This is a genomic window from Novosphingobium capsulatum NBRC 12533, from assembly GCF_001598375.1.
GTDB lineage: Bacteria > Pseudomonadota > Alphaproteobacteria > Sphingomonadales > Sphingomonadaceae > Novosphingobium > Novosphingobium capsulatum.
On sequence record NZ_BCYV01000013.1, the window covers coordinates 14,322 to 35,062 of the forward strand.

The following is a 20,741-nucleotide window of genomic DNA, read 5'->3' on the forward strand; positions in this document are numbered from 1 at the left end:
CACGGCGACATGACCAACGCAGGACCACAGACCGCGCACGACCATGCTGCGCGGCCGCCTGATGCGGCCGCTGCACCGGGCGGCGCACGCGATCTGCTACTGGCGGCGGCCTCTGCGGTGATGCGCGAGGGCGACCTGGTCGATATCTCGCTGTCCGAACTCTCGCTGCGCTCGGGCCTCAATTCGGCGCTGGTGAAGTATTACTTCGGCAACAAGGCCGGGCTGCTCACCGCGCTGCTCGATCGCGACATGGCCGAGATCGTCCGCTCGGTCGACGCCCTGGTGGCCAAGGGCGACATGGCCCCGCAGGACAAGCTGCGCCACCACATTTCCTGCTGCATCGATACCTATTACCGCTACCCCTATCTCAACCGCCTGCTCATGCGCCTGGTGCGCGATAGCGACGATGCCGAGGCGCGGCGTATCGCCGACAAGTACCTGCGCCCGCTTAGCCGCGCCTATGACCAGCTGATCGGCGAAGGGGTGAAAAGCGGGGTGTTCCGCCCGATCGATCCGCAGATGTTCTATTTCACCGTCAGCGGCGCGGCTGACCGGTTCTTTTCCGCGCGGCTGGTGCTGCGCCACTGCTTTGGCCAGGATTCGTTGACCGAACAGCTGCGCGACCGCTATCGCGAACACACGGTTGATTTCATCATGGCGGGCATTCTTGCAGACTGAACAGGAAACCCAGGCGCCGGGCGCGCGCTGGCGCATCGGGGTGATCGGCGGCTCGGGGATCTATGATCTTTCGGTGCTGGACGATGTGCAGGAAATCGCGGTGCAATCGCCGTTTGGCGCGTCATCCGGGCCGGTTACGCTGGGGCGCATCGGCGGGCAGGAATTCGTGTTCCTGGCGCGCCACGGCGCCGGGCACCGGATTTCCCCCGAAGCCATCAACCACCGCGCCAACATCGACGTGATGAAGCGCTGCGGGGTGACCGACCTTGTCGCCATTTCCGCGATCGGCTCGCTGCGCGAAGAGCTGGCACCGGGCAGCTTCGTGGCGGTGGACCAGTTCATCGATCGCACCCATGGCCGGCCGCAAAGCTTTTTCGGGGAAGGGCTGGTGGCCCATGTCTCGCTCGCCGATCCGGTCTGTGCGCGGCTGTCGGGCCTTCTTGCCGATGCGGCCCAGGCCGCCGGGGCCAGCGTGCACCGGGGTGGTTGCTATCTGGCGATGCAGGGGCCGCAGTTTTCCACCCGCGCGGAAAGCCGCCTCTACCGCCAATGGGGTGCCGACGTGATCGGCATGACCGCCATGCCCGAGGCGCGCCTCGCGCGCGAGGCAGAGCTGCCCTATGCCCTGATCGGCATGGTCACCGATTACGATGCCTGGCGCGACGGCGATCATGTCGACGTTGCCCAGGTGCTGTCGGTGATGCGCGGCAATGCCGCAACGGCGAAGGCCACTGTCGTGGCGCTGGCCGGTCTTTTGCCGCAGCTGCGCACGCCCAGTCCGATCGACCGCGCGCTCGACGGCGCGATCATGACGGCGCCGGCGCAGCGCGATCCCGTGCTGGTCGCCCGGCTGGGTGCGGTGGCGGGCAGGGCGCTCAAGGCATAGCCGACAGGCGGCTGCGGTCTGTGATCCTGTTGCATCGCAGCGCGTATCGAAAGTTGCGCTGCGATAGCTTGTCTTGCACGATTGCAAGAGTTCATAGCGATTAAAGAGAAATATCGTTATTGCCATTGCCGCTGGTTTCCGTAGATACGAAACCATGCCCGGAACCCAGACCCGTCTTGCCGAATTCGTGCCCTATCGCATGGCCATCACCTCTGGTGCGGTGAGCCAGGCCATTGCCAACGAATATCGTATGCAATTCGGGCTCAAAATCTCGGAATGGCGGGTCATGGCGGTGCTCGGCGATGCCGGCCCGCTGACCCAGCGCGACCTGGTGCGCGCTACCCAGATGGACAAGGTTGCCGTCAATCGCGCGTGCAAGGTGCTGGAGGATCGCAACCTGCTGCAGCGCAGCCCGAATGTGGCCGATGGACGCTCCCACCATCTCGAACTTACCGCCGAAGGCCGCGCCATCCATGCCCAGATTTGGCCGCAAGCGCTTGAAATTTACGAGGAAATATTCTCCGCACTGACCCCGCGCGAAACCGAGAAGCTGCGTGCCCTGCTCGACAAGCTGCTGGGCGCGGTGCGGCGGTTCGAAGCGCGCGCCAAGTAACGTACAAGACAAAAACCATACCAGAATAGAACCGGGATAATATCGTCGCAGCTGAAACAGGAGAGGTGAACATGAAACTGGCATCGTTGCCGCAGGGGCGCGATGGGCGCCTGATCGTGGTGTCCGACGATCTCGCCTGGTATGCCGACGCCGATCATGTGGTGCCGACGATGCAGCGGCTGCTGGACGAATGGCACCGCCACGCCGATCTTCTCGAAAGCCTGAGCATCGAACTGGCGCACGGGGCGATCCCGCGCAAACGCTTTCACGAACGCGAGGCGGCCGCGCCCCTGCCGCGTACGTTTCACTGGACCGATTCGGCCGATGCCCTGCGCCACCAGCCTGGCGACGGGCTGATGGGCGCGCGCGATCCGCTGCGCCGGCCCGGTGCCTCGGCGGTGGGCCTGGTGGCGATGACGGCCGATGTGCCGCAAGGCGCCAGCGCGGCCGAGGCCTTGGGCCGGGTGCGCCTGGTCGGCCTGGCCCACGCGGTTGCCGTGCAGAGCGCACCAGGGGCCACGGGGCATTTCTCGCCGGTCTTCGTCACGCCCTCGGCGCTGGCGGAAGCGTGGGTGGATGGCGCGTTGGCCGTGCCGCTCAAGGTGACGCGGGGCAGCCACACCCAGGACGTGATCCTGCCGCCCACCCTGGGCGATACCATCGCCGGTCTGGCCGCCGAACGCGCTCTCGCCGCCGGAACCCTGGTCAGCCTGTCGGCGCCGCTGCCCGGCGATCCGCTGGGGCCGGGCGAAACCCTGCGCGTCGAAGCCCGCAACAGTGCCGGGCGCAGCCTGTTTGGTGCGATCGAGCAGGCCGTGCGCGTTCCTGCTTGAGGTTTGGCGGTACAGTGTCAGGCCCAGCACCACCCCCCGACCCCCTCCTCTAAAGAGGATGGGGAGTTAAAGCACTGACAATAAAAGCCCCCTCCTCTTCAGAGGAGGGGGGGTGGTGCGAAGCCCGGCACCAAACCCGCCGCGCAGAGCCTTACGGCCCGGGCTTGCGGTTGATGAACTGGTCGCTGATCGCGCAGGCCGCTGGGCCCAGGATGACGATGAATAGCGTGGGCAGGATGAACAGGATCAGCGGCACGGTCATGATCGCGGGCAAGCGGGCGGCCTTTTCCTCGGCACGCATCATGCGTTCGTTGCGGAATTCGGCCGACAGCACGCGCAGGGCGGAGGCCAGCGGCGTACCATAGCGTTCGGTCTGGACCATGGTGGTGGTCACGCCCTTCACCGAATCGAGGTTCACGCGATAGGCAAGGTTTTCAAAGGCCTGGCGCCGTTCGGTAAGGAACGACAGTTCGATCGCGGTGAGTGCGAATTCATCGCCCAGTTCGGGATAGGCGCGGCCCAGTTCGCGCGCCACGCGGCCGAACGCGGCGTCCACGGTAAGGCCGGCTTCGGCGCAGATCACCAGCAGGTCCAGCGCATCGGGCAGGCCCTTGCGGATGGCATGGGTGCGCTTGGACACCAGATTGGCGATCCAGATATCGGGGGCCTTGTAGCCGAAGATGACCATGACCGCGAAACCCATGAAGCGCTTGAACGCGCCCCATTCGGGAAAGAACTGCAGCACATAGATCCACAGGATAGCGAGGCCGCCCAGCACGATCGGGCCGATCATGCGGCCAAAGATCACCGCGACGGCCCATTCCTTCTTGCGGATGCCGGCCTGGGCCAGCTTCTGCTGCACCACGGCCAACTGGCTGTCCTGCAGCACGCGCAGCTTTTCCAGCACGCCGCGGATCGTGTCGGTGGTCTGGTTGCGGCGCACGATCGAATGGCGCTTGCGCGCGGCCGAGGTGATGATCCCGGCCTTGAGCTGCTCGCGTCGCTCGCTCAACGCCTTGACCCGCTTGGCCATGGGATCGCGCACGGTGATCGCGGCATAGATCGCCAGGATCATCGCCGCGGCCGCGATCATCAGCATGATCGAGCCGGCATGGACGACATTGATGCCAAGCAGCGTGGGTGCGGGGTTCGGTTGCATCAGCGCGTTCCTTGGCTCAGATCTCGAAGCTGACCATCTTGGCCATGATGAAGGCGCCCAGGCCCAGCCAGCACAGCCCGCCCAGGCCGGCGATGATCAGGCGCTCGTCGACGAAGAACTTGCCCATGTAGACCGGGTTGATCCAGTAGATCAGGGCAAAGACGATGAACGGCAGGGCGCCGACGATATAGGCCGAGGCCTTGGATTCCGAACTCATCGCCTTGATCTTGAGCTTCATCTGCGCCCGCTTGCGCAGCACATCAGCCAGGTTGGCGAGGGTTTCGGCCAGGTTGCCACCGGTTTCGCGCTGGATCGCCAGGGTAATGCAGAAAAAGCTGAACTCGGCCATGTCGAGGCGGTCGGCCGTATCCTGCAGCGCCTCTTCCATGGTCTTGCCCACCTTGATGCGATCGGTCACCAGCTTGAATTCTTCCCCCACCGGGCCGGGCAGTTCGCTGGCGACGACGCCCAGCGTTTCGGTGATCGGCAGGCCAGAGCGCAGGCCGCGCACGAGCAGTTCCAGCGCATCGGGAAAGCGGGTGACAAAGGCGTTGGCGCGCTTGGTGATCGCGCGGTTCACCACCATGTGCGGCAGCCCCGCGCCGACCAGAACGCCGGCCGGGATCGCTAGAAGTAGCGAGCCGGACTTGAGGAAGATCAGCGCGGCGATCCCCAGCCCCAGGCCAAGCGAGGCATAGAGATACTGCGAAAGGGTCCACCCCTTGCCGGTGCGGTGCAGGCGCAGGGCCAGCGCCTCGGTGCGCGAGGCAGAGCCGGCAACGCGATAGGCGCGGGGTGTGCGCGAGGCGATCGCCTTGCGATACTGCGCTTCCACCTTGTCGACCGCGCTATCCGAATGGCGGAAGCGCACCTGTTGCAGGCGGCGTGCGCCTTCCTTGCCGGCACTCGGCCCGCTGAACGCCGCCACGGCCAGCAGCAGCGCGATACCAAGCCCGCCAAAGAGCAAGATCAGCTGGGGATTGAGCATCGGGGAACCTGCCTACCTGAAGGAAACCGTAAACTGCATCGCGCGGTGACGGCGTGGCACGGGGCGTAAAGCGTCAGACCTGGCCAGCTTTAGACTGGGGCGCCGGTCTTGGCCTTGCCCTTTGCCGGCAACATCTTCTTGAGATCGAACTTGCCCAGGAGCGAAGTGGACTTGGCCTTGGGCTTGTCCGCCGGGCTGGCGTCGGTATCGGCGGCAAGGCTGGAGATGGCCTGCGCCACGTCCTTGATCGCCAGCGCCGCCTTGGTCGAGCGGTTGGCGCCGATAAACGTCTGCCCCAGCTTGGCGGCATTGGCTGCGGCCTTGGCATCGAATGGCACCTGGAAACCCAGCTTGCGCTCGATCGAGGATTCGAAATCGGCGCGGCTGATTTCGCCCACGCCCTGGTGCACCTTGTTGGCCACTACATAGACATGGGCGTGGCTGGCGTTGGACTTGAGCCAGGCCAGCAGGCGGATCGCATCGCGCGCGCCGGCCAGGGTCAATTCGGTGACAAGTGCCACCGCGTTCACATCGGCCAGCAAGTGCGGGAAGTTGATCAGCATGTTGCGCGGCATGTCGATCACGGTCATCTCGAACGCCTGGCGGAATTCCTCCTGCAACTGCACAAAGGCGCTGCCATCGGTCATCAACGGTGCGGTGATCGGCGCTTCGGCCGAGAGGATCGCCAGGTTGTCGTTGGCCCGGATCATCGCGCGTTCGATGAACAGCCCGTCGATGCGGCTGGGGCTGTCGATCGCGTCGGTCAGGCCACGACCGGGCTCGAGATCGAGCGTGAGCGCGCCGGTGCCGAAGTGCACGTCAAGATCGAGCAGCGCGGTCGACAGCTTGAAATCGGCGCCAAACGACCAGGCCAGCGAAGTGGCGATGGTGGAGGCGCCGGCCCCGCCGCGGGTGCCGACAACCGCAGTGGTCACGTGGCGCTTTGCCGCGCTGCCATCCTGGTTCTTGGGCGCATTGAAGATCGCCTGCGCCTGGCTCAGCGCGTCGCGCACCTGGGCGACTGACAGCGGCTTGAGCAGGTAATCCTGGATGCCCGAAGCGATCAGATCGCGATAGAGCCGCACATCGTTGACCTGGCCCACCGCGATAACCACCGTGCCGGGTTCGCACACTTCGGCCAGGGCATTGATATCGTTGAGGGGATCGCCGCTTTCCGACAGATCGACCATCAGGATGGCCGGGCTGGCGGTGATCGAGAGCGATTGCACGGCATTGCGCAGGCCGCCGCGCGCGCATTTTTCCGGCGCCCAGCCCATGTCGGCCGCCACGGCGCGCGCCACGTCGAGCGCCGCATCGTCGCACAGGAATGCTGCGAACAGGTCGCGATTGCCGGATTTCCAGGGTGCGCTCATGTCAGTTGCTCGCCGCTGAAGTGGAGGTGGTGACCTTCTTGACGGTGGCGCCCCCCATGCCGGAGGGTGCATTGTCGCGGTAGGCCTGGATCGCCTTGTTCGAGGTCATCACAGTGGTGCGGCCGTCGTCAGACTGGCCGTGCACCAAGTCTTCCTTGTTGGCCACCATCGCGGCCAGGTTGGAGTTGACCGCGCAGCCATAGTTGGTCGAGGTGGCGTTGTTGCCATTGCCATCGTTGTGGGTCGACCAATCCGGGCAACCCGGCACGGCAGCGGTGGTGCGCATGATTACCAGGCGCGCGATGCCCGGCGCCACGCTGCCAGCCGTGATCGGCGCGCCTTCGGCCAGGCTCATGCCGTGGCCGGCAAGCACCGCCTGCACGGCATCGTGCGTGGCCGGATCGCGGGCGGGATCGTCCAGCGCTACTTTGTCGCCATAGCCAAGATCAAGCGAGTCGAACCATCCGGCCATGCGGCGCTGCTCGCTGACCGACACGCCGCCACCGGGCAGCGTATTGATGTCTAGCGTGTAGCTGGTGCGTTCGACCACCGGCTGATGCACGCTGTTGAGCGAGCGGTTGGTCGGCTGGCCGCCGACGCAGCCGGCGAGTGCCGTGGTGACGGCGAGGGCCAGGGCCACAGGGCCGATGCGATTGCGCGTGGTGGACATGGTCTGGTTCCTTGTCGCGTAGGCGGTCACAGGTTGAAGCCGGGTTTGGCGTCGGCCTTGGCCTGCTTGTTCTTTTCGGGCTGGGCGCCGCTGGCGTCGCCTACCTTCGGCGCTGGGCCGCCTTGCACGGTACCTTCGCGTTCGGTCGGCATCGGGCGACCTTCGCCCTTGGACGGTACGGTTTCCTGGTTGCCCAGCAATTGCTGCACGGCATCGGCGGCGCGGAAGCCATCGGTGGGCAGCTTGATATCCTTGGCATCCACCGGGTTGACCAGATACGGGGTAACCACGATCACCAGTTCGGTCTCGCCCTTCTTGAACGAGGTGGAGCGGAACAGCGAGCCCAGGATCGGCAGGTCGCCAGCGCCCGGCAGCTTGGTGATGGTGTTCTGGGCCGAATTGCTCAGCAGCCCGGCGATCATGAAGCTTTGTCCCGATCCCAGTTCCACCGTGGTTTCGGCGCGGCGCACCTTGAGTGCCGGGATGGAAAAGCCGCTGAGCGTGATCGCGCCGTCGGTGGTGAGTTCGGAGACTTCCGGCCGCACGCGCAGCGAGATGCGGCCATTGGCCAGGACGGTGGGCGTGTAGGACAGGCTCACACCATACTTCTTGTATTCGATGCTGGTGGTGCCCAGGCCCTGCGAAAGCGGGATGGGAAATTCGCCGCCGGCCAGGAATTCGGCCGTTTCACCCGACAGCGCGGTCAGGTTCGGCTCGGCCAGGGTGTTGGACAGGCCGATCGTTTCGCCCAGATCCAGCGCGCCCAGCACATCCATGCCAAACAGCTTGCCGTTGCCGACCAGGCGGGTGCCTGTCGTGGCCGAGTTGACCACCGTGGTCGTGGCATTCATCGCCACGTTGCCGCCAGCCAGTAGTGGCCCGCCCGCGACATACTGGGTGAACGCGTTGCCCTGGCCCACGCCGAACTTGAAGCCGCTGGTGGCATCGGCCGTGGCCCAGTTCATGCCGATCGCACGGGTCAGCGTGCGGCTGACTTCGGCAATCCGCACCTGGAGCATGACCTGCAGGGGCGTGGCCATCTTGAGGCGGCTGATCACCTGCATCTTCTCGCCCACGAAGGCCTTGACCAGGCGCTCGGCCTCGGCCGCATCTTCGGGGGCTCCCACCGTGCCGGTCAGCAGCACGGTGTTGTTCATCGTGGCGGTCTGCACCTTGGCGTCGGGCATGGCGAGGTGGAGCATCTGGTCGATGCTGTCGATATTCGTGCCTACGCGCACGTTGGCTGACCAGATCACGTTGCCCTTGGCGTCGCTGGCATAGACGGTGGTTTCGCCCGGGCCCTTGCCGAAGACATAGAGCTGGTTGGTCGATTTCACCTGCACGTCGGCGATCTTTTCATCGGCGACAAACACATCGGCCATGCGCGAGGGCAGGGTGATCAGTTCACCCCGGCCGAGGCCCACCGCGATGGCGCGGGCCGGGCTGGTGACGCTCTGCGCCTGGGCCGCAGGGGCCAAGGCAGCGACAGCAAGGGGCGCGGCAAGCGGCGCGGCCACGATCATGGCGGTGCGCAGCGCGGAAACGAAGCGGTGGGACATGGCTTGGCCTTTGGCGCGATGCCGGAACGGAACGGGCGGGCAGATCGTGGCAGTCGTGCTCATCTCACTGCGCTCCCACGCTGACGGTGACAGTGTCCTTGCCGCGCGTGATGTTGACGACCGGGCCACGCGGGCGCGGCGGCACGGCCGGGCCGGCCATGGCCGCCACCGGCGCGGGGGCGGGCGGCGCGGTAAAGCCGCCGCCACCGCCAGCGCCACCCATCGGCGGCATCGACTTGCGCTGGAAGCGCGAGACATCGCCGCCCGTGGCAAAGCTGGTGCCGCCATCGAGCGGGTGGGCCAGCGCCTGCTTGAGCAGCTTTTCCTCGTCCTGCGGGGTGGCCCCGGCCGGAACCTTGACATCGCCCGAGGCGATCGCCTGTTCCAGCTCGGCCGAATTGTCGGCCAGCGAGCGCAGCGAGAGGCTGAGCGTGCCGATGGTCTGGGCCACGGCGATCTTTTCCGCGATCTTGGGCGTCACTTCCACGGTGACCGTGCTGAACGCCTTGACCTTGGTCTTGCCCTCGATCTGTTCCTGCGTGGCGGACTGGTCGGTGGCGAGCACGCGCAGGTTGCGGATGATGGTTTCCGATGCCTTGAGCGGCTGCGGATCGTTGCCCTTGACCGTCTGGGTCAGCACCAGGTCGATATGGTCGCCGGGAAAGACGAAGCCGGCAACACCGGTGCGGGCGGAAACCGGAATGGTGACGGCGCGCATGCCAGGCCCAAGCGCGGCGGCGAGGAAGCCGCGATCGCCCGGTGCCACCAGCGAACCCTGCGTATTCGGTTCGCCGGCGGTGATCGGGTTGCGCACCACGGTGCCGAGCATCTTCTGCATGTCGGCCTCGCCTTCCACGAAATAGGCGTCCTGCACCATTTCCTTGGGCCAGGCCTTGAAGCCAATCGAATCGGCGGTGATGATCGTGCCGACGGGCAGGGCGCGCTGGGCCACCAGGACCTTGGAACCCATTTCCACCTTGGCGGCAGCGATCGCCTGGGGCGAACCCGAGCCACGAATGAGGCCAAGGCCGAACAAGGCCGATGGAATGCCCAGCACCAGCGAGGCCCCCAACAACAGTAGCTTCTTCTTGTCCATCGCCAGTTTATCCCGCCCTTACAGAATAGCGCGCAGCCATCCGACAAATTGGTTAAGTTGGCCTTAGCCCGCAGCGAGCGCGTGAATGCCCGCGCCATAAGTGGTGCCAAGAACACACAGCCCCGCCGTGGCGATCGCCACGCCATAGGGAATCTTCAGCCGGTCCTTGCGGCGCCGCATCAGGTGCCACATGCCCATCCCCACGGTGAGCAGGCCGCCCACCAGGGCCATGATCAGCAGAAGCTTGGCAAACAGCACCGGCCGCAGCCACAGCGCCAGCGCGGTGAGCAGCTTGACATCGCCGCCACCCATCATGCGCAGGGCAAACAGCCCCGCCAGCACCACGAAAGCGGCCAGCGCCACGCCCAGTTGCAGCACGACATCGGGCCACAGGTGCAGCCCGCAGGCCCACCAATAGACCGGGGCCAGCGCCGCGATCGCGGCGTTGAGCCAGTTGTCGATCTGTCTGCGGCGCAGGTCGGTAAAGGCTGCGATCAGCAGCGCGATTGCCAACACTCCGGCCAATCCGTAAACCATGGAAATCCCCCTCGATGATGTGGGGATACCGGAAAATCACTTACCAAACGGTAACCAAGCCAAGCGGCGGGATCGGGCGTGAAACAAGGCGTCGCAAGCAATGGTTAAGCATGTCTGGAAGGGCATCGGTGGGCGCGAGATCCCCGCTGGTGCGAGCGAATCGACGTGGTCCGCCAGCGATGGCACCGCCATCCGCCGGATCGACTGGCGGCGCGCCGATGGCCCGCCCAGGGGATCGATCCTGTTCCTGCCCGGGCGCGGGGACTTTTATGAAAAGTATTTGGAAACGTTCGATTACTGGGCGTCTAAGGGCTGGTGCGTAACCGCGGCTGATTGGCGCGGGCAGGCTGGCTCTGCCGGGCCACAAAGCGGGCCACCGGTGGGTGACATCGCCGATTTTTCGGTCTGGGTGGATGACCTTGCCCATCTTTACCAAATCTGGCGCGCGCAAACACCGGGGCCGCATGTGGTGATCGGCCATTCGATGGGCGGTCACCTGGTGTTGCGCACATTGGCCGAGCAGCGAATCGGCCCCGAGGCAGTGGTATTGAGTGCGCCGATGCTCGGATTCGCTACCGTTCTGCCGCGCGCGGTGCAGCGCATTTATGCCGCACTGATGACCCGACTGGGTGATCCGGCGCGCCCGGCATGGAAAAGCAGCGAGAAGCCCGGCGCCCGCGCCGCGCTGCGCGCCAACCTGCTGACGCACGATGAAACCCGCTATGCCGATGAACAATGGTGGCGGGAACAGCGGCCCTGGCTGGCGCTGGGGCCGGCGAGCTGGCGCTGGCTGAAAAAGAGCAGCGAATCGTTCGACCGGCTCGATGCGCCGGGGGTGCTGGAGCGCGTAACCACCCCGGTGCTGCTGCTCGCCACGCGCCGCGATGCGCTGGTGTCGTGGCCAGCCATCGCCCGCGCCGCGCAGCGCCTGCCCAAGGCCCAACTGGTGGCCTGGGGGCGTGAGGCGCGGCACGAACTGCTGCGCGAATGTGACGCCGTGCGCGATCGGGCGCTTGCCTCGATCGATGATTTCCTCGAACGGGAAGCCCCACAGCGGCAAGACACGGCCGCCATGGCGGAATAAGGCAGGCAGGGGCGCGACCATGGACGAGTTCGACATCGCGATCATCGGCGCCGGCATGGCCGGGGCCAGTCTCGCCGCCGAATGCGCGCCCCATGCCCGCGTCCTGCTGGTCGAGGCGGAGGACAGCCCAGGCTACCACACCACCGGCCGCTCTGCCGCGTTCTGGGACGAGATCTATGGCGGGCCGGCGGTGGTGCCGCTCACCCTCGCCTCGGGCGATTACCTGGCACAGCACGGCTTTCTGCAGCCGCGCGGCTCGCTGGTGATCGGGCGGACAGAGGATCGCGCCGCGCTGGAAACCTTCGTGGCCGACTATGGCGCGCTCGGCGCTACGGTGGACATGATCGATCGCGCCGGCATGATCGCGCTGGTGCCAGGCCTGCGCGAGCAATGGTGCCTGGGGGCCTGGCAGCCGGGCTGCGCCGATATCGACGTGGCCGGGCTGCACCAGCACTACCTGGCCCTGGCGCGCCGCACCGGAACCGTCGTCCGCCTGCGTGCGCGTATCGATTCGCTGGTGCACGAGGGGGCCGGCTGGCGCCTGGTGTGGCGCGGGGGGCAGGCGCGCGCCGGGGTGGTGGTCAACGCCGCCGGGGCCTGGGCCGACGAAGTCGCCAGGCTCGCCGGGGCGGCTTCCCTGGGCATCGCGCCGCTGCGCCGCACGATCACGCAACTGCGTGTCGATCCACCCGTGCCGGCCACACTGCCGCTCACCTTCGGGCTGGCCGGAGACTTCTATTTCAAGCCATCGGGCGATCGGCTGTGGCTTTCGCCGCACGATGAAACGCCCGACGTAGCGCACGATGTCGCGCCCGAGGAAATCGACGTAGCGCTGGCGATCGATCGCCTGGAACAGGTGGTGGATTGGCGCATCGCTGCTGTGGAGCGGCGCTGGGCCGGGCTGCGCAGCTTTGCCCCCGATCGCGCGCCGGTCTATGGCTTTGATCCTGCCGTGCCGGGCCTGTTCTGGTTTGCCGGGCAGGGCGGCTTTGGCATCCAGACCGCGCCCGCCGCCGCGCGCCTGGCCGCGCAACTGCTGCTGGGCCAGTCGGCCGATACGATGACCGAACGGCTTGATCCGGCGCGCTATGCCCCGGCGCGCTTGTCGCCCGCTGGTCTTGCCCTGGCTTGAAGCGGGCCGGCGCAGAATGGTTATGTCATGCAGTTAACGCGGTGTTTGCGCTCTATTCCTTGATGCGCTTTTCCCTCACCCGCTTGTCGTGCAGCGGGGGATGGCGTGGCGGCACCCGGCGCGCTGGGCGAACGGCCACATCCACCGTGCGCGTGGTGGTCACGGTGCGGGTTTCGCCACAAGGCTGGCAGCCCCCGGCACGCGGCAGCGGCACTGGCACCATGACGACACCCGCCACGTAATAGCCCGGCGGCGCGATCCAGCTGCCGGTATAGACCGGCACTTGCCCGGCATAGCCTGGCGCGGAATAGGCCTGGGGTGGATAGCCCGGTGCATAATAGCCAGGGCCGGGATAGGCCGGGGCAGGCATCGCCTCGCATGGCGGCGGCCAGCCGTGCCGTTGCGGTTCGCCGCCATCGATGCCGGGCACGCTGCAGGGGCCTGGCCCTGGGCCATAGGGAACCATCGCGGAGGGCGTTGCCGGCGTGGTGACCGGTGGCGGTGGTTGGTGCCGCGCCATGGCTGGTGATGCTGCCGCTGCCGCTGCCGCGAGCCCGGCAGCCGCCAGCACCCACCCCGCACGGTTGACCGTGAACTGGCACACCATCGAACATCCCCCGCGATAGGCCTGCACCAGGGCGGCCTCTGCGCGGGGTTTACCATGAAGCGACATGCCGCCAAACCGGATGGACCGCAGCTGAGTCCCGGAATGGATCAGCTCGCGATGAATCAGGCGGCCTTGGCTGCGTCGCTGGCGAGCTTGTCCACCCGCTCGTTTTCCGGGTGGCCGTCATGTCCCTTGACCCACACCCACTCGATCTTGTGCGGGCGGGCAGCGGCCACCAGTGCGCGCCACAGGTCTTCGTTCTTGACCGGCTTGTTGTCGGCCGTTTTCCAGCCTCGTTTCTGCCAGCCAAAGATCCATTTGGTGATGCCGTCGAGCACATACTTGCTGTCGGTGTGCAGCGTCACCTGGCACGGCTGGGTCAGTGCCTCCAGCGCGCGGATCGCGCCCATCATTTCCATGCGGTTGTTGGTCGTCTCGCGCTCGGAACCGACCAGTTCCTTTTCATGCTCGCCCATGCGCAGCAGCGCGCCCCAGCCACCCTTGCCGGGATTGCCCTTGCAGGCGCCATCGGTGAAGATATCGACCTGCTTCACAGTGCGAACACTCCGCCATTGGCCGGATCGGCATAGAATTGCAGCCGGCGGGCAAAGGCCATCGGGTCTTTGCGCGTCACCAGGGCATCGGCCGGGGTGTTGAGCCAGTCGTAGGCGCGGCTCATGGCAAAGCGCATCGCCGCCCCTTGCGCCAGCACGGGCAGCGCCGCCCGTTCTGCCTCAGACAGGGGGCGCACGCTGGCATAGCCTTCGAGCAGCGCCGCCGAAAGATCGGCGCGGAACGCCAGGCCCGCCGCATCGAAACACCAGGCGGCATGCGTCACCGCCAGGTCATAGGCGATCACGTCGTTGCAGGCGAAATAGAAGTCGATCAGGCCAGTGACCGTTTCCCCCTGCATCAGTACGTTGTCGGGAAAGAGATCAGCATGGATCACGCCGGTGGGCAGGTCTTGTGGCCATTGCGCGGCCAGGCGGGGCAGGTGCTGCGCCACCAGGCTGGCCAGCGCGGGATCGATGCTGGCCAGGCCCTGCGGCCCGCAGGCATCGGCGAGCCGCTGCCATTCAGCCAGGCCCATGCCGTTGGCGCGCGTGGCCGGGTAATCGGCCGCTGCGCCGTGCAGCGTGGCCAGCGCCGCGCCCACCGCGCGCGCCTGGCCGGGCGTGGGCTCGTGCAGCGAAACGCCGGGCAGGAACTCGATCAGTGCCAGGGCGCGTTCCCCACGCGGTGTAGCGACCACGCGATAGAGATTGCCCGCGCCATCGTGGATGGAGCGCGGCACCGGGCAGCCCTTGGCCGCGAGATGATCGAGCAGCCCGAGGAAATAGGGCAGATCGCTGATCTCTATGCGGAATTCGTACATCGTGAGGATGAAGCGCGTGGCCTTGCCGGCGCTTTGCGCGGTTTCGACCAGCCAGTTGCTGTTGGAAACGCCTTCGGCAATGCCCTTGGCGGAAACCAGATCGCCCAGGTGATAGGGGGCGAGCAGCGCGGCCATGTCCTCCGCGCCGAGGTGGGTATAGACAGCCATGATGGGGTCTTTCAGCTCATCAACTGGCGGGGCAGCTTGAACACCATGTGTTCCTCGGTGGTGGTCACCGGCTCTTCGTGAACCTGGCGCCAGGTGCCAAGCTTGGCCACCACTTCGCGCACCAGCACTTCAGGGGCAGAGGCACCGGCCGTCAGCCCCAGCGAGGTGACCCCTTCCAGCCAGGCCGGATCGATTTCGGTGGCGCGCTGGATCAGGCGGGCCTTGGAACCTTCGCGTTCGGCCACTTCGACCAGGCGCAACGAGTTCGAGCTGTTGGGCGCGCCGATCACCAGCACCAGCTGGCAGCGCGGCGCAATGGCCTTGACCGCCGCCTGGCGGTTGGACGTGGCATAGCAGATGTCTTCGGCGCGGGGGCCGACGATGCTGGGAAAGCGCGCCTTGAGCGCGGCGATGATCTCGGCGGTATCGTCCACCGACAGGGTGGTCTGCGTCAGGAACGCCAGGCGCTGGTCGGCCGGGAAATCCAGCCGGGCCACATCTTCCACCGTTTCGACCAGGGTCATCGCGCCTTCGGGCACCTGGCCCATCGTGCCGATCACTTCGGGATGGCCCTTGTGGCCCACGAACAGGATGTGGCGCCCGGCTTCCACCTTGCGTTCGGCCTGGCGGTGCACCTTGCTCACCAGCGGGCAGGTCGCGTCCAGCCAGTCGAGTCCGCGCTCGGTCGCGGCCATTGGCACCACCTTGGGCACGCCATGGGCGGAAAAGACCACCGGCTTGCCATCGGGCACTTCGTCCAGCTCTTCCACGAACACCGCGCCCTTGGCCTTGAGCGTATCGACCACGAAGCGGTTGTGGACGATTTCGTGGCGCACATAGACCGGCGCGCCATAGCGTTCGATCGCCCGCTCCACGATCTCGATCGCACGGTCCACCCCGGCGCAGAAGCCGCGCGGGGCGGCAATCAGAAGGTGCAACGGCGGCAGGCCCGTTTCGGGCAGGGTGGCGGCGGCGGCGGAATCCGGAAAGCTGGCGTTCATGGGCCTGTCCTTAGCAGCGCAGGGCCCACTCGTAAAACAACGCCGCGTTTAAAAGATGCAGCAAAACATCGCCGTCGCCCAGGCAGCGCCATTGCCCAAGCGCCAAGGGGTGGGTAGAGGATGCGCTGCATCCGCTGCTGTTTCAGATCGGGCGGCGCCTGTGCTGCCCCTGTTTGCGCCTTAAGGAAGTTGCCCTGATGATCGCCAAGAGCCGCCGTCTCTCGCTTGCCAAGGCCGTGATCGGCACACCGTTGCTGGCCGGGCTGCTGGCCGGTGCCCTGACGGGCTGTGCCAAGAACAAGGGCGAACTGGTGGTGGAAGATGGCGTGGGCGTGACTGCGCTGCGCACGGCCTGCCCGACGGTGGAAATCCCTGAAATGACCGGCGATGTGACCGTGTTCACCGATCCGGCGCGCACCGATTCGCAGGCGATCGATCTGGTGGCCGCGATCACCAACCTGCGTTCCACCTGCGCCGAAGCGGCCGATCCCGTGACCAGCGAGGCGACCTTCGATGTCGAGGCGCGCCGCACCGACACGCGCGGCGCGCGCCATGTCGAACTGCCCTATTTCTCAGTGGTGATGCGTGGTGGCACGGCCGTGGTGGCCAAGCGCCTTGGCACGGTGGCGATCGATTTTGCCGATGGCCAGGATCGCGCCACTGGCCATGCCAAGGCCGGTGCCAGCGTCGATCGCGCCGCCGCCAGCCTGCCCGCCGATGTGCGCGCCCGCCTGTCGCGCAAGCGCCGCGCCGGCCAGGCCGATGCGGCGATCGATCCGCTCTCGCTGCCTGAAGTGAAGAAGGCCATCGCCTCGGCCACGTTCGAGCATCTGATCGGCTTCCAGCTGACCAACGCGCAGCTGGAATACAACGCGCGGCGTTGATCACGTCTGCGGCAGGCCACCAAAAGCTCCCCTCCTCTTCAGAGGAGGGGCCGGGGGTGGTGGAAATCCGGCTCTAAATTCAGCGCGAGCCCAGCCCGCGCAGCGATACGCTGAACAGGAACGAGTTACCGGCCGTGGCGTCACCGGTCGTCACGTAGTCGCGCTTCCAGGTGATCGACAGGTCAAAGCAATCATCGGTATAGGCCACGCCCAGGCGGTGGCGCAGCATCTGGAACCCGTCTGAACCATAGACCGGATCGCTGGCCTTGGTCGTCAGGTTGACCACGCCCGAGGCGAAGACCGCGAAATAGCGGGCAAAGCCCACCCGCGCTGCGGCGCGCAGTTCCTCGCGATCACGCAGGTCTTCGAACGTGATCGGGATATCGCGGTTGAGGCGCAGATAGCCGATCTCGGCATAGGTCCGGTGATCGCCGATCGTCGCATCGATTTCGTTGCGGCGCAGGACGAAGCTGTCCTTGTCCAGGCGATAGCGGTGGGTGAACTGGATGATGTCCTTGATCCGCAAGTCGGTACGCCCGACGATATCGGAAAAGCGATCGGTCAACCCGGTGCCCGGCGGCAGCAGGCTCTGCTCGTCCGACAGGCGATAGCTTTGCCCCACGGTGGAGGAAATGCGCCAGCCCGGCCGCGTCAGCTGCCAGTCAAAGCCATAGGTCACGCGCACGCCGTCTTCATAACGGTCATAGCCGTTGAAGCGGTTGAGCGAGAAGAGGTTGGAATCATCCAGGTCTGCGGCGCGCGAATCCTCGTTGGGGATCGAGGTGTTGCGCACGTGCGGCGTGGCCACCAGCTGCACCCGCGGGGTCAGCACCTGCGTTCCGCCGAACAGCGCGCCGACCAGCGGCCACTTCACGTCCACCGCCGCCGTGGCGATGCCGCGCGCCTGCCAGCCCGACACGCCGCGATAGATATCCACCGTGGTCAGCGCATTGGCATCGCTGTGATACACGTCGCCGCGCATCATCGCGGTAAATGTCACTTCCTGGCCAAGCCCTGTTACCGTGCGCAGATCCCACTGCGCGCGGGCAAAGGCGCGCTGGGTGTCCTGCCCGGCAGAGCGGCTGATCGCCAGGGTATTGGCTTCCAGTTCCAGGTGCCCGCCAATGCCCGGCGTGGCGATGCGATAGCGCCAGTCAAGCGCGGGCAGGGCGAGCGGGACCTGGCCTTGGTTGTCACCCACGCGCAGCGTCTGCACCGCCCAGCCGGCCAGGCTGAAATAGCTGTCGTCGCCAATGCGTTCTAGGTTGATCGACGAGCGCAGCCGGTCATCGCGGCTGATGTCGTAACGACGCAGGAACGTGCGGTCGCTGGCATAGCGGCCATAGGCGGTCAGGCTCCAGTTCTCGTCGAACTGCAGCTTGCCGTTGGCCTCGAGATAGCCGCGCCACTGGCTGGTGCCCACGCCCGAACCGGCATCGATCGCCGAATAGACCGGAATGGCCGAAGAGCGCGTGAGGTAGCCGGTGATCTGGAACGCGCCCAAGCTGGTAAGCTGGCGATAGGTGCCCGAGATCATCGGCAGCGCACCGGTATAGAGGTGGCCGGCGATCTCCAGGTCCTTGTTGTCGCCCAGGCGCCAATAGAACGTATCGGCAAATTCCACGCCGTTGGCCGCGGTGGAGCGGATATCGGGGATCAACAGGCCGGTTTCGGCGCGAAAATCGCTGGTGTGGGTCAGCCCGGGCAACGGCAGCAGCGGAATGCCGAACACGCGCAAGGTGGCGCCGGAATAATGGACCTTCTTGGTGGTCTGGTTCCACGTTACCTTGACGGCGGTAACTTCCCAGCTCGGCTTCTTGGGGCAGCCATCCTCGTTTTCCACGGCGCAGCCGGAAAAGGCGGCATCGTGCAGGGTAAGGTTGCCGTTGGCATCGCGCGTGCCCTCGCGTGCGGCCAATCGCCCACCTTCGCGCAGCACCACCAGCAGATCCTGCATGGCGCCGGCCTTCAACTCGTCGGTCAGCTCTACCTTGTCGGTATAGAGCACGTTGCCGCCTTCATCGACCGCGCGAATGTTGCCGGTTGCCTCGATCTTGCCGGTCTTGCGATTCCACGTCACGGCATCGGCGCGCACGGTCTGCTCATCGCGCCGCAGCACGACATTGCCGGTGGCGGTGACCACGTCGGGATCGCTGGCATATTGCAGCTTGTCGGCCTCGAACCGCACCTGGTCGCTCTGGGCGGCGTCGGTTTTCGTCGCTTCACCCTGCGCGGCATCGCTGCCCGTGGCCGTACCAGCAGGGGTGGCGATCACGCTGCCGGCGTTGGTGTCTTCGGCCACGGCATTGGGCGGGGTTACCGGCGCGGGCGCCTTTTCCGTCACCGGTGCCATGCCCACAGGGGCATCTTGTGCCAGGGCCGGCATGGCCCAGACACTCGCGCCAAGGCCCATGGCCCCGGTCAACAGGGCATGCCGGGCGCTGCCCAGCGACAGGCAATGGGAAAACTGGCGCCGATTTCGAGCGGAGAAGGCGGCGGAAAGCGGCGTAACGGGGGACATGCGGTTGCCTATCGCACTGGTCGGTCGTAACTGCAAACCCACAATTGCGGCGCGGTTTCCCTTGTGGGCAACGTGTTGCCGCTTTCGGACAGGAGTTTGCTGATGAACATCGTATTTGCCCCGGGCCGAACCGATCTGCCGCGCCTGGTGGGCCGGATCGTGGGCGAAGGGCCGCTGCCTGAAGGCACGCCCGCCCTGGTGGCGCAAGGCGCCGCGGCAGCCCGCTTTGCGGGCAAGGTGGGGCAGACGTTCGAAGCCTTTGTCGATGGCCCCGCAGGCCTGGCGCGCCTCGCCTTTGCCGGCGCGGGTGACCTTGCCGCCGGCGCCGCCCCGGCCGATCGCCGCGCCGCGCTGGAGCGTGCCGCCGGCGCGCTGGTGGCCAAGTATCTCACCTCGGGCGAAGAAGCCCTGGCGATCGATTTTGCCGACAGCGGCCTTTCCGCCAATGAAGCGGCTGCTGTCCTGCTGGCCGCCCGGCTGCGCGCCTGGCAGTACCTGGTCTATCGCACCCGCCTCAAGGACGAGCAGAAGCCCTCGCTCAAGACCATCGTGGCGATTTCCGCGCCCGAAGGCACCGAGGCCGTGTGGGCGGTGGAAAGCGCCGTGGCCGAAGGCGTGGAATTCACCCGCGAGCTGGTGACCGAGCCGGCCAACGTGATCTATCCCGAAAGCTTCGTCGCCCGCTGCCAGGAACGCCTGGCCGGCACCGGTGTCGAAATCGTCGTGCTCGATGAAAAGCAGATGGCCGAACTCGGCATGGGCGCGCTGCTCGGCGTGGCGCAGGGCTCGGTCAAGACGCCGCGCCTGCTCGCCATGCGCTGGAAGGGCAAGGCTGGCACCAAGCCTACCGCCTTCGTTGGCAAGGGCGTGTGCTTTGACACCGGCGGGATCAGCATCAAGCCGGCTGCCGGCATGGAAGACATGAAGTGGGACATGGGCGGCGCGGCCACCGTTGCCGGCACCATGCTCACCCTGGCGCGGCGCAATGCCGCAGCCGACGTGATCGGCGTGTGCGGCCTGGTGGAAAACATGCCCGATGGCAATGCCCAGCGCCCCGGTGACGTGGTTAAGAGCATGAATGGCCAGACCATCGAAGTGATCAACACCGATGCCGAAGGCCGCCTGGTGCTGTGCGATGCGCTCACCTGGGTGCAAAAGGAATATCAGCCCGCCACGATCGTCGATCTGGCGACGCTGACCGGCGCCATCATCATTTCGCTGGGCCACGAGCATGCCGGCATGTTTGCCAACGATGATCTCCTCGCCAGCCAGCTCGACGCGGCCGGCAAGGCGGTGGGTGACATGCTGTGGCGCATGCCGATCGGCCCGGCCTATGACAAGCTGATCGACAGCCCGATTGCCGACATGAAGAATGTTGGCCCGCGCGGTGGTGGTTCGATCACGGCGGCGCAGTTCCTGGCCCGCTTCATCGACAAGGGCGTGGCCTGGGCCCACCTCGACATCGCTGGCACGGTGTGGATCGACAAGGCCGGCGCCACCCACGACAAGGGCGCCACCGGCTTTGGCGTGCGCCTGCTCGACCGCTACGTGCGCGACGTGCTGGAAGGCTAAGAGCC

General features: G+C 66.3%; 20 protein-coding genes. 8 read left to right on the plus strand and 12 right to left on the minus strand.

Annotated features, from left to right (window positions below):
- Positions 1-9: 9 nt before the first annotated feature.
- The 4 genes from SCA01S_RS12565 (at position 10) to SCA01S_RS12580 (ending at position 3,010) form a co-directional block, all read left to right on the plus strand.
- Positions 10-678, plus strand: a complete 669-nt coding sequence (locus tag SCA01S_RS12565; protein WP_062786065.1) for a TetR family transcriptional regulator — start codon at positions 10-12, stop codon at positions 676-678.
- A complete protein-coding gene (mtnP, locus tag SCA01S_RS12570) occupies positions 668-1,564 on the plus strand; it encodes an S-methyl-5'-thioadenosine phosphorylase (RefSeq protein WP_245652574.1) in 897 nt (298 codons plus the stop codon). Before SCA01S_RS12565 ends, mtnP begins: the two co-directional genes overlap by 11 nt.
- Before the next feature lie 154 nt (positions 1,565-1,718).
- Positions 1,719-2,177, plus strand: coding sequence for a MarR family winged helix-turn-helix transcriptional regulator (locus tag SCA01S_RS12575; RefSeq protein WP_022674476.1), 459 nt, complete (start codon positions 1,719-1,721; stop codon positions 2,175-2,177).
- 71 nt (positions 2,178-2,248) lie between these two features.
- Positions 2,249-3,010, plus strand: a complete 762-nt coding sequence (locus SCA01S_RS12580; protein ID WP_062786068.1) for a hypothetical protein — start codon at positions 2,249-2,251, stop codon at positions 3,008-3,010.
- 151 nt (positions 3,011-3,161) lie between these two features.
- On the opposite strand, the gene SCA01S_RS12585 is transcribed toward SCA01S_RS12580, so the two are convergent.
- From SCA01S_RS12585 to SCA01S_RS12615, 7 genes are all read right to left on the minus strand, one after another.
- Positions 3,162-4,169, minus strand: coding sequence for a type II secretion system F family protein (locus SCA01S_RS12585; RefSeq protein ID WP_022675891.1), 1,008 nt, complete (start codon positions 4,167-4,169; stop codon positions 3,162-3,164).
- 16 nt (positions 4,170-4,185) lie between these two features.
- On the minus strand, positions 4,186-5,157 hold the full coding sequence (locus SCA01S_RS12590) for a type II secretion system F family protein (protein ID WP_022675892.1): 972 nt from the start codon (positions 5,155-5,157) through the stop codon (positions 4,186-4,188).
- A gap of 89 nt (positions 5,158-5,246) precedes the next feature.
- On the minus strand, positions 5,247-6,530 hold the full coding sequence (locus SCA01S_RS12595) for a Flp pilus assembly protein ATPase CpaE (protein WP_022675893.1): 1,284 nt from the start codon (positions 6,528-6,530) through the stop codon (positions 5,247-5,249).
- A gap of 1 nt (position 6,531) precedes the next feature.
- Positions 6,532-7,200, minus strand: coding sequence for a CpaD family pilus assembly protein (locus tag SCA01S_RS12600; protein ID WP_062786071.1), 669 nt, complete (start codon positions 7,198-7,200; stop codon positions 6,532-6,534).
- Between the two features lie 26 nt (positions 7,201-7,226).
- Positions 7,227-8,822, minus strand: coding sequence for a type II and III secretion system protein family protein (locus tag SCA01S_RS12605; RefSeq protein WP_062786074.1), 1,596 nt, complete (start codon positions 8,820-8,822; stop codon positions 7,227-7,229).
- A gap of 1 nt (position 8,823) precedes the next feature.
- Positions 8,824-9,855, minus strand: a complete 1,032-nt coding sequence (gene cpaB, locus SCA01S_RS12610; protein WP_062786077.1) for a Flp pilus assembly protein CpaB — start codon at positions 9,853-9,855, stop codon at positions 8,824-8,826.
- A gap of 63 nt (positions 9,856-9,918) precedes the next feature.
- Positions 9,919-10,392, minus strand: a complete 474-nt coding sequence (locus SCA01S_RS12615; protein WP_043610870.1) for an A24 family peptidase — start codon at positions 10,390-10,392, stop codon at positions 9,919-9,921.
- A 100-nt stretch (positions 10,393-10,492) separates the two neighbouring features.
- On the opposite strand from SCA01S_RS12615, the gene SCA01S_RS12620 reads away from it, so the two are divergent.
- A complete protein-coding gene (locus SCA01S_RS12620) occupies positions 10,493-11,476 on the plus strand; it encodes an alpha/beta fold hydrolase (protein ID WP_062786080.1) in 984 nt (327 codons plus the stop codon).
- 19 nt (positions 11,477-11,495) lie between these two features.
- Positions 11,496-12,608 (plus strand): NAD(P)/FAD-dependent oxidoreductase, encoded by a 1,113-nt coding sequence (locus tag SCA01S_RS12625; RefSeq protein WP_062786083.1) that lies wholly within the window; start codon positions 11,496-11,498, stop codon positions 12,606-12,608.
- Between the two features lie 52 nt (positions 12,609-12,660).
- Here the strand turns inward: SCA01S_RS12625 and SCA01S_RS12630 are convergent, their stop codons facing one another.
- From SCA01S_RS12630 to ispH, 4 genes are read right to left on the minus strand one after another with little or no spacing between them, the layout of a single operon-like run.
- Complete coding sequence (locus SCA01S_RS12630; protein WP_062786086.1) at positions 12,661-13,281, minus strand: hypothetical protein; 621 nt, start codon at positions 13,279-13,281, stop codon at positions 12,661-12,663.
- A gap of 56 nt (positions 13,282-13,337) precedes the next feature.
- Positions 13,338-13,769, minus strand: coding sequence for a ribonuclease HI (rnhA, locus tag SCA01S_RS12635; RefSeq protein WP_054130713.1), 432 nt, complete (start codon positions 13,767-13,769; stop codon positions 13,338-13,340).
- On the minus strand, positions 13,766-14,758 hold the full coding sequence (thrB, locus tag SCA01S_RS12640; RefSeq protein ID WP_062786089.1) for a homoserine kinase: 993 nt from the start codon (positions 14,756-14,758) through the stop codon (positions 13,766-13,768). The genes rnhA and thrB overlap by 4 nt, the downstream gene beginning before the upstream one ends.
- Positions 14,759-14,769: 11 nt before the next feature.
- Positions 14,770-15,759: a 4-hydroxy-3-methylbut-2-enyl diphosphate reductase gene (gene ispH, locus SCA01S_RS12645; RefSeq protein WP_062786091.1), complete on the minus strand. Its 990-nt coding sequence runs from the start codon at positions 15,757-15,759 to the stop codon at positions 14,770-14,772.
- A gap of 197 nt (positions 15,760-15,956) precedes the next feature.
- Here ispH and SCA01S_RS12650 point away from each other — a divergent pair, with 197 nt between their 5' ends.
- Positions 15,957-16,643: a hypothetical protein gene (locus SCA01S_RS12650; RefSeq protein ID WP_054130710.1), complete on the plus strand. Its 687-nt coding sequence runs from the start codon at positions 15,957-15,959 to the stop codon at positions 16,641-16,643.
- 79 nt (positions 16,644-16,722) lie between these two features.
- Here SCA01S_RS12650 and SCA01S_RS12655 read toward each other — a convergent pair whose 3' ends face one another.
- Positions 16,723-19,164 carry an LPS-assembly protein LptD gene (locus SCA01S_RS12655; protein ID WP_245652584.1) on the minus strand — a complete coding sequence of 814 codons (2,442 nt, stop codon included), beginning with the start codon at positions 19,162-19,164 and terminating at the stop codon, positions 16,723-16,725.
- Between the two features lie 102 nt (positions 19,165-19,266).
- Between SCA01S_RS12655 and SCA01S_RS12660 the strand changes: the two genes are divergently transcribed.
- Complete coding sequence (locus tag SCA01S_RS12660) at positions 19,267-20,736, plus strand: leucyl aminopeptidase (protein WP_062786094.1); 1,470 nt, start codon at positions 19,267-19,269, stop codon at positions 20,734-20,736.
- Positions 20,737-20,741: the final 5 nt, after the last annotated feature.

What these genes read in the sequence shown, in the direction of transcription:
- SCA01S_RS12565 (WP_062786065.1), top strand. Translation starts at nt 10, where the DNA reads ATGACCAACGCAGGACCACAGACCGCGCACGACCATGCTGCGCGGCCG.
- SCA01S_RS12575 (WP_022674476.1), top strand. Translation starts at nt 1,719, where the DNA reads ATGCCCGGAACCCAGACCCGTCTTGCCGAATTCGTGCCCTATCGCATG.
- SCA01S_RS12580 (WP_062786068.1), top strand. Translation starts at nt 2,249, where the DNA reads ATGAAACTGGCATCGTTGCCGCAGGGGCGCGATGGGCGCCTGATCGTG.
- SCA01S_RS12585 (WP_022675891.1), bottom strand. Translation starts at nt 4,169, where the DNA reads ATGCAACCGAACCCCGCACCCACGCTGCTTGGCATCAATGTCGTCCAT.
- SCA01S_RS12590 (WP_022675892.1), bottom strand. Translation starts at nt 5,157, where the DNA reads ATGCTCAATCCCCAGCTGATCTTGCTCTTTGGCGGGCTTGGTATCGCG.
- SCA01S_RS12595 (WP_022675893.1), bottom strand. Translation starts at nt 6,530, where the DNA reads ATGAGCGCACCCTGGAAATCCGGCAATCGCGACCTGTTCGCAGCATTC.
- SCA01S_RS12600 (WP_062786071.1), bottom strand. Translation starts at nt 7,200, where the DNA reads ATGTCCACCACGCGCAATCGCATCGGCCCTGTGGCCCTGGCCCTCGCC.
- SCA01S_RS12605 (WP_062786074.1), bottom strand. Translation starts at nt 8,822, where the DNA reads ATGAGCACGACTGCCACGATCTGCCCGCCCGTTCCGTTCCGGCATCGC.
- cpaB (WP_062786077.1), bottom strand. Translation starts at nt 9,855, where the DNA reads ATGGACAAGAAGAAGCTACTGTTGTTGGGGGCCTCGCTGGTGCTGGGC.
- SCA01S_RS12615 (WP_043610870.1), bottom strand. Translation starts at nt 10,392, where the DNA reads ATGGTTTACGGATTGGCCGGAGTGTTGGCAATCGCGCTGCTGATCGCA.
- SCA01S_RS12620 (WP_062786080.1), top strand. Translation starts at nt 10,493, where the DNA reads ATGGTTAAGCATGTCTGGAAGGGCATCGGTGGGCGCGAGATCCCCGCT.
- SCA01S_RS12625 (WP_062786083.1), top strand. Translation starts at nt 11,496, where the DNA reads ATGGACGAGTTCGACATCGCGATCATCGGCGCCGGCATGGCCGGGGCC.
- SCA01S_RS12630 (WP_062786086.1), bottom strand. Translation starts at nt 13,281, where the DNA reads ATGTCGCTTCATGGTAAACCCCGCGCAGAGGCCGCCCTGGTGCAGGCC.
- thrB (WP_062786089.1), bottom strand. Translation starts at nt 14,758, where the DNA reads ATGGCTGTCTATACCCACCTCGGCGCGGAGGACATGGCCGCGCTGCTC.
- ispH (WP_062786091.1), bottom strand. Translation starts at nt 15,759, where the DNA reads ATGAACGCCAGCTTTCCGGATTCCGCCGCCGCCGCCACCCTGCCCGAA.
- SCA01S_RS12650 (WP_054130710.1), top strand. Translation starts at nt 15,957, where the DNA reads ATGATCGCCAAGAGCCGCCGTCTCTCGCTTGCCAAGGCCGTGATCGGC.
- SCA01S_RS12655 (WP_245652584.1), bottom strand. Translation starts at nt 19,164, where the DNA reads ATGTCCCCCGTTACGCCGCTTTCCGCCGCCTTCTCCGCTCGAAATCGG.
- SCA01S_RS12660 (WP_062786094.1), top strand. Translation starts at nt 19,267, where the DNA reads ATGAACATCGTATTTGCCCCGGGCCGAACCGATCTGCCGCGCCTGGTG.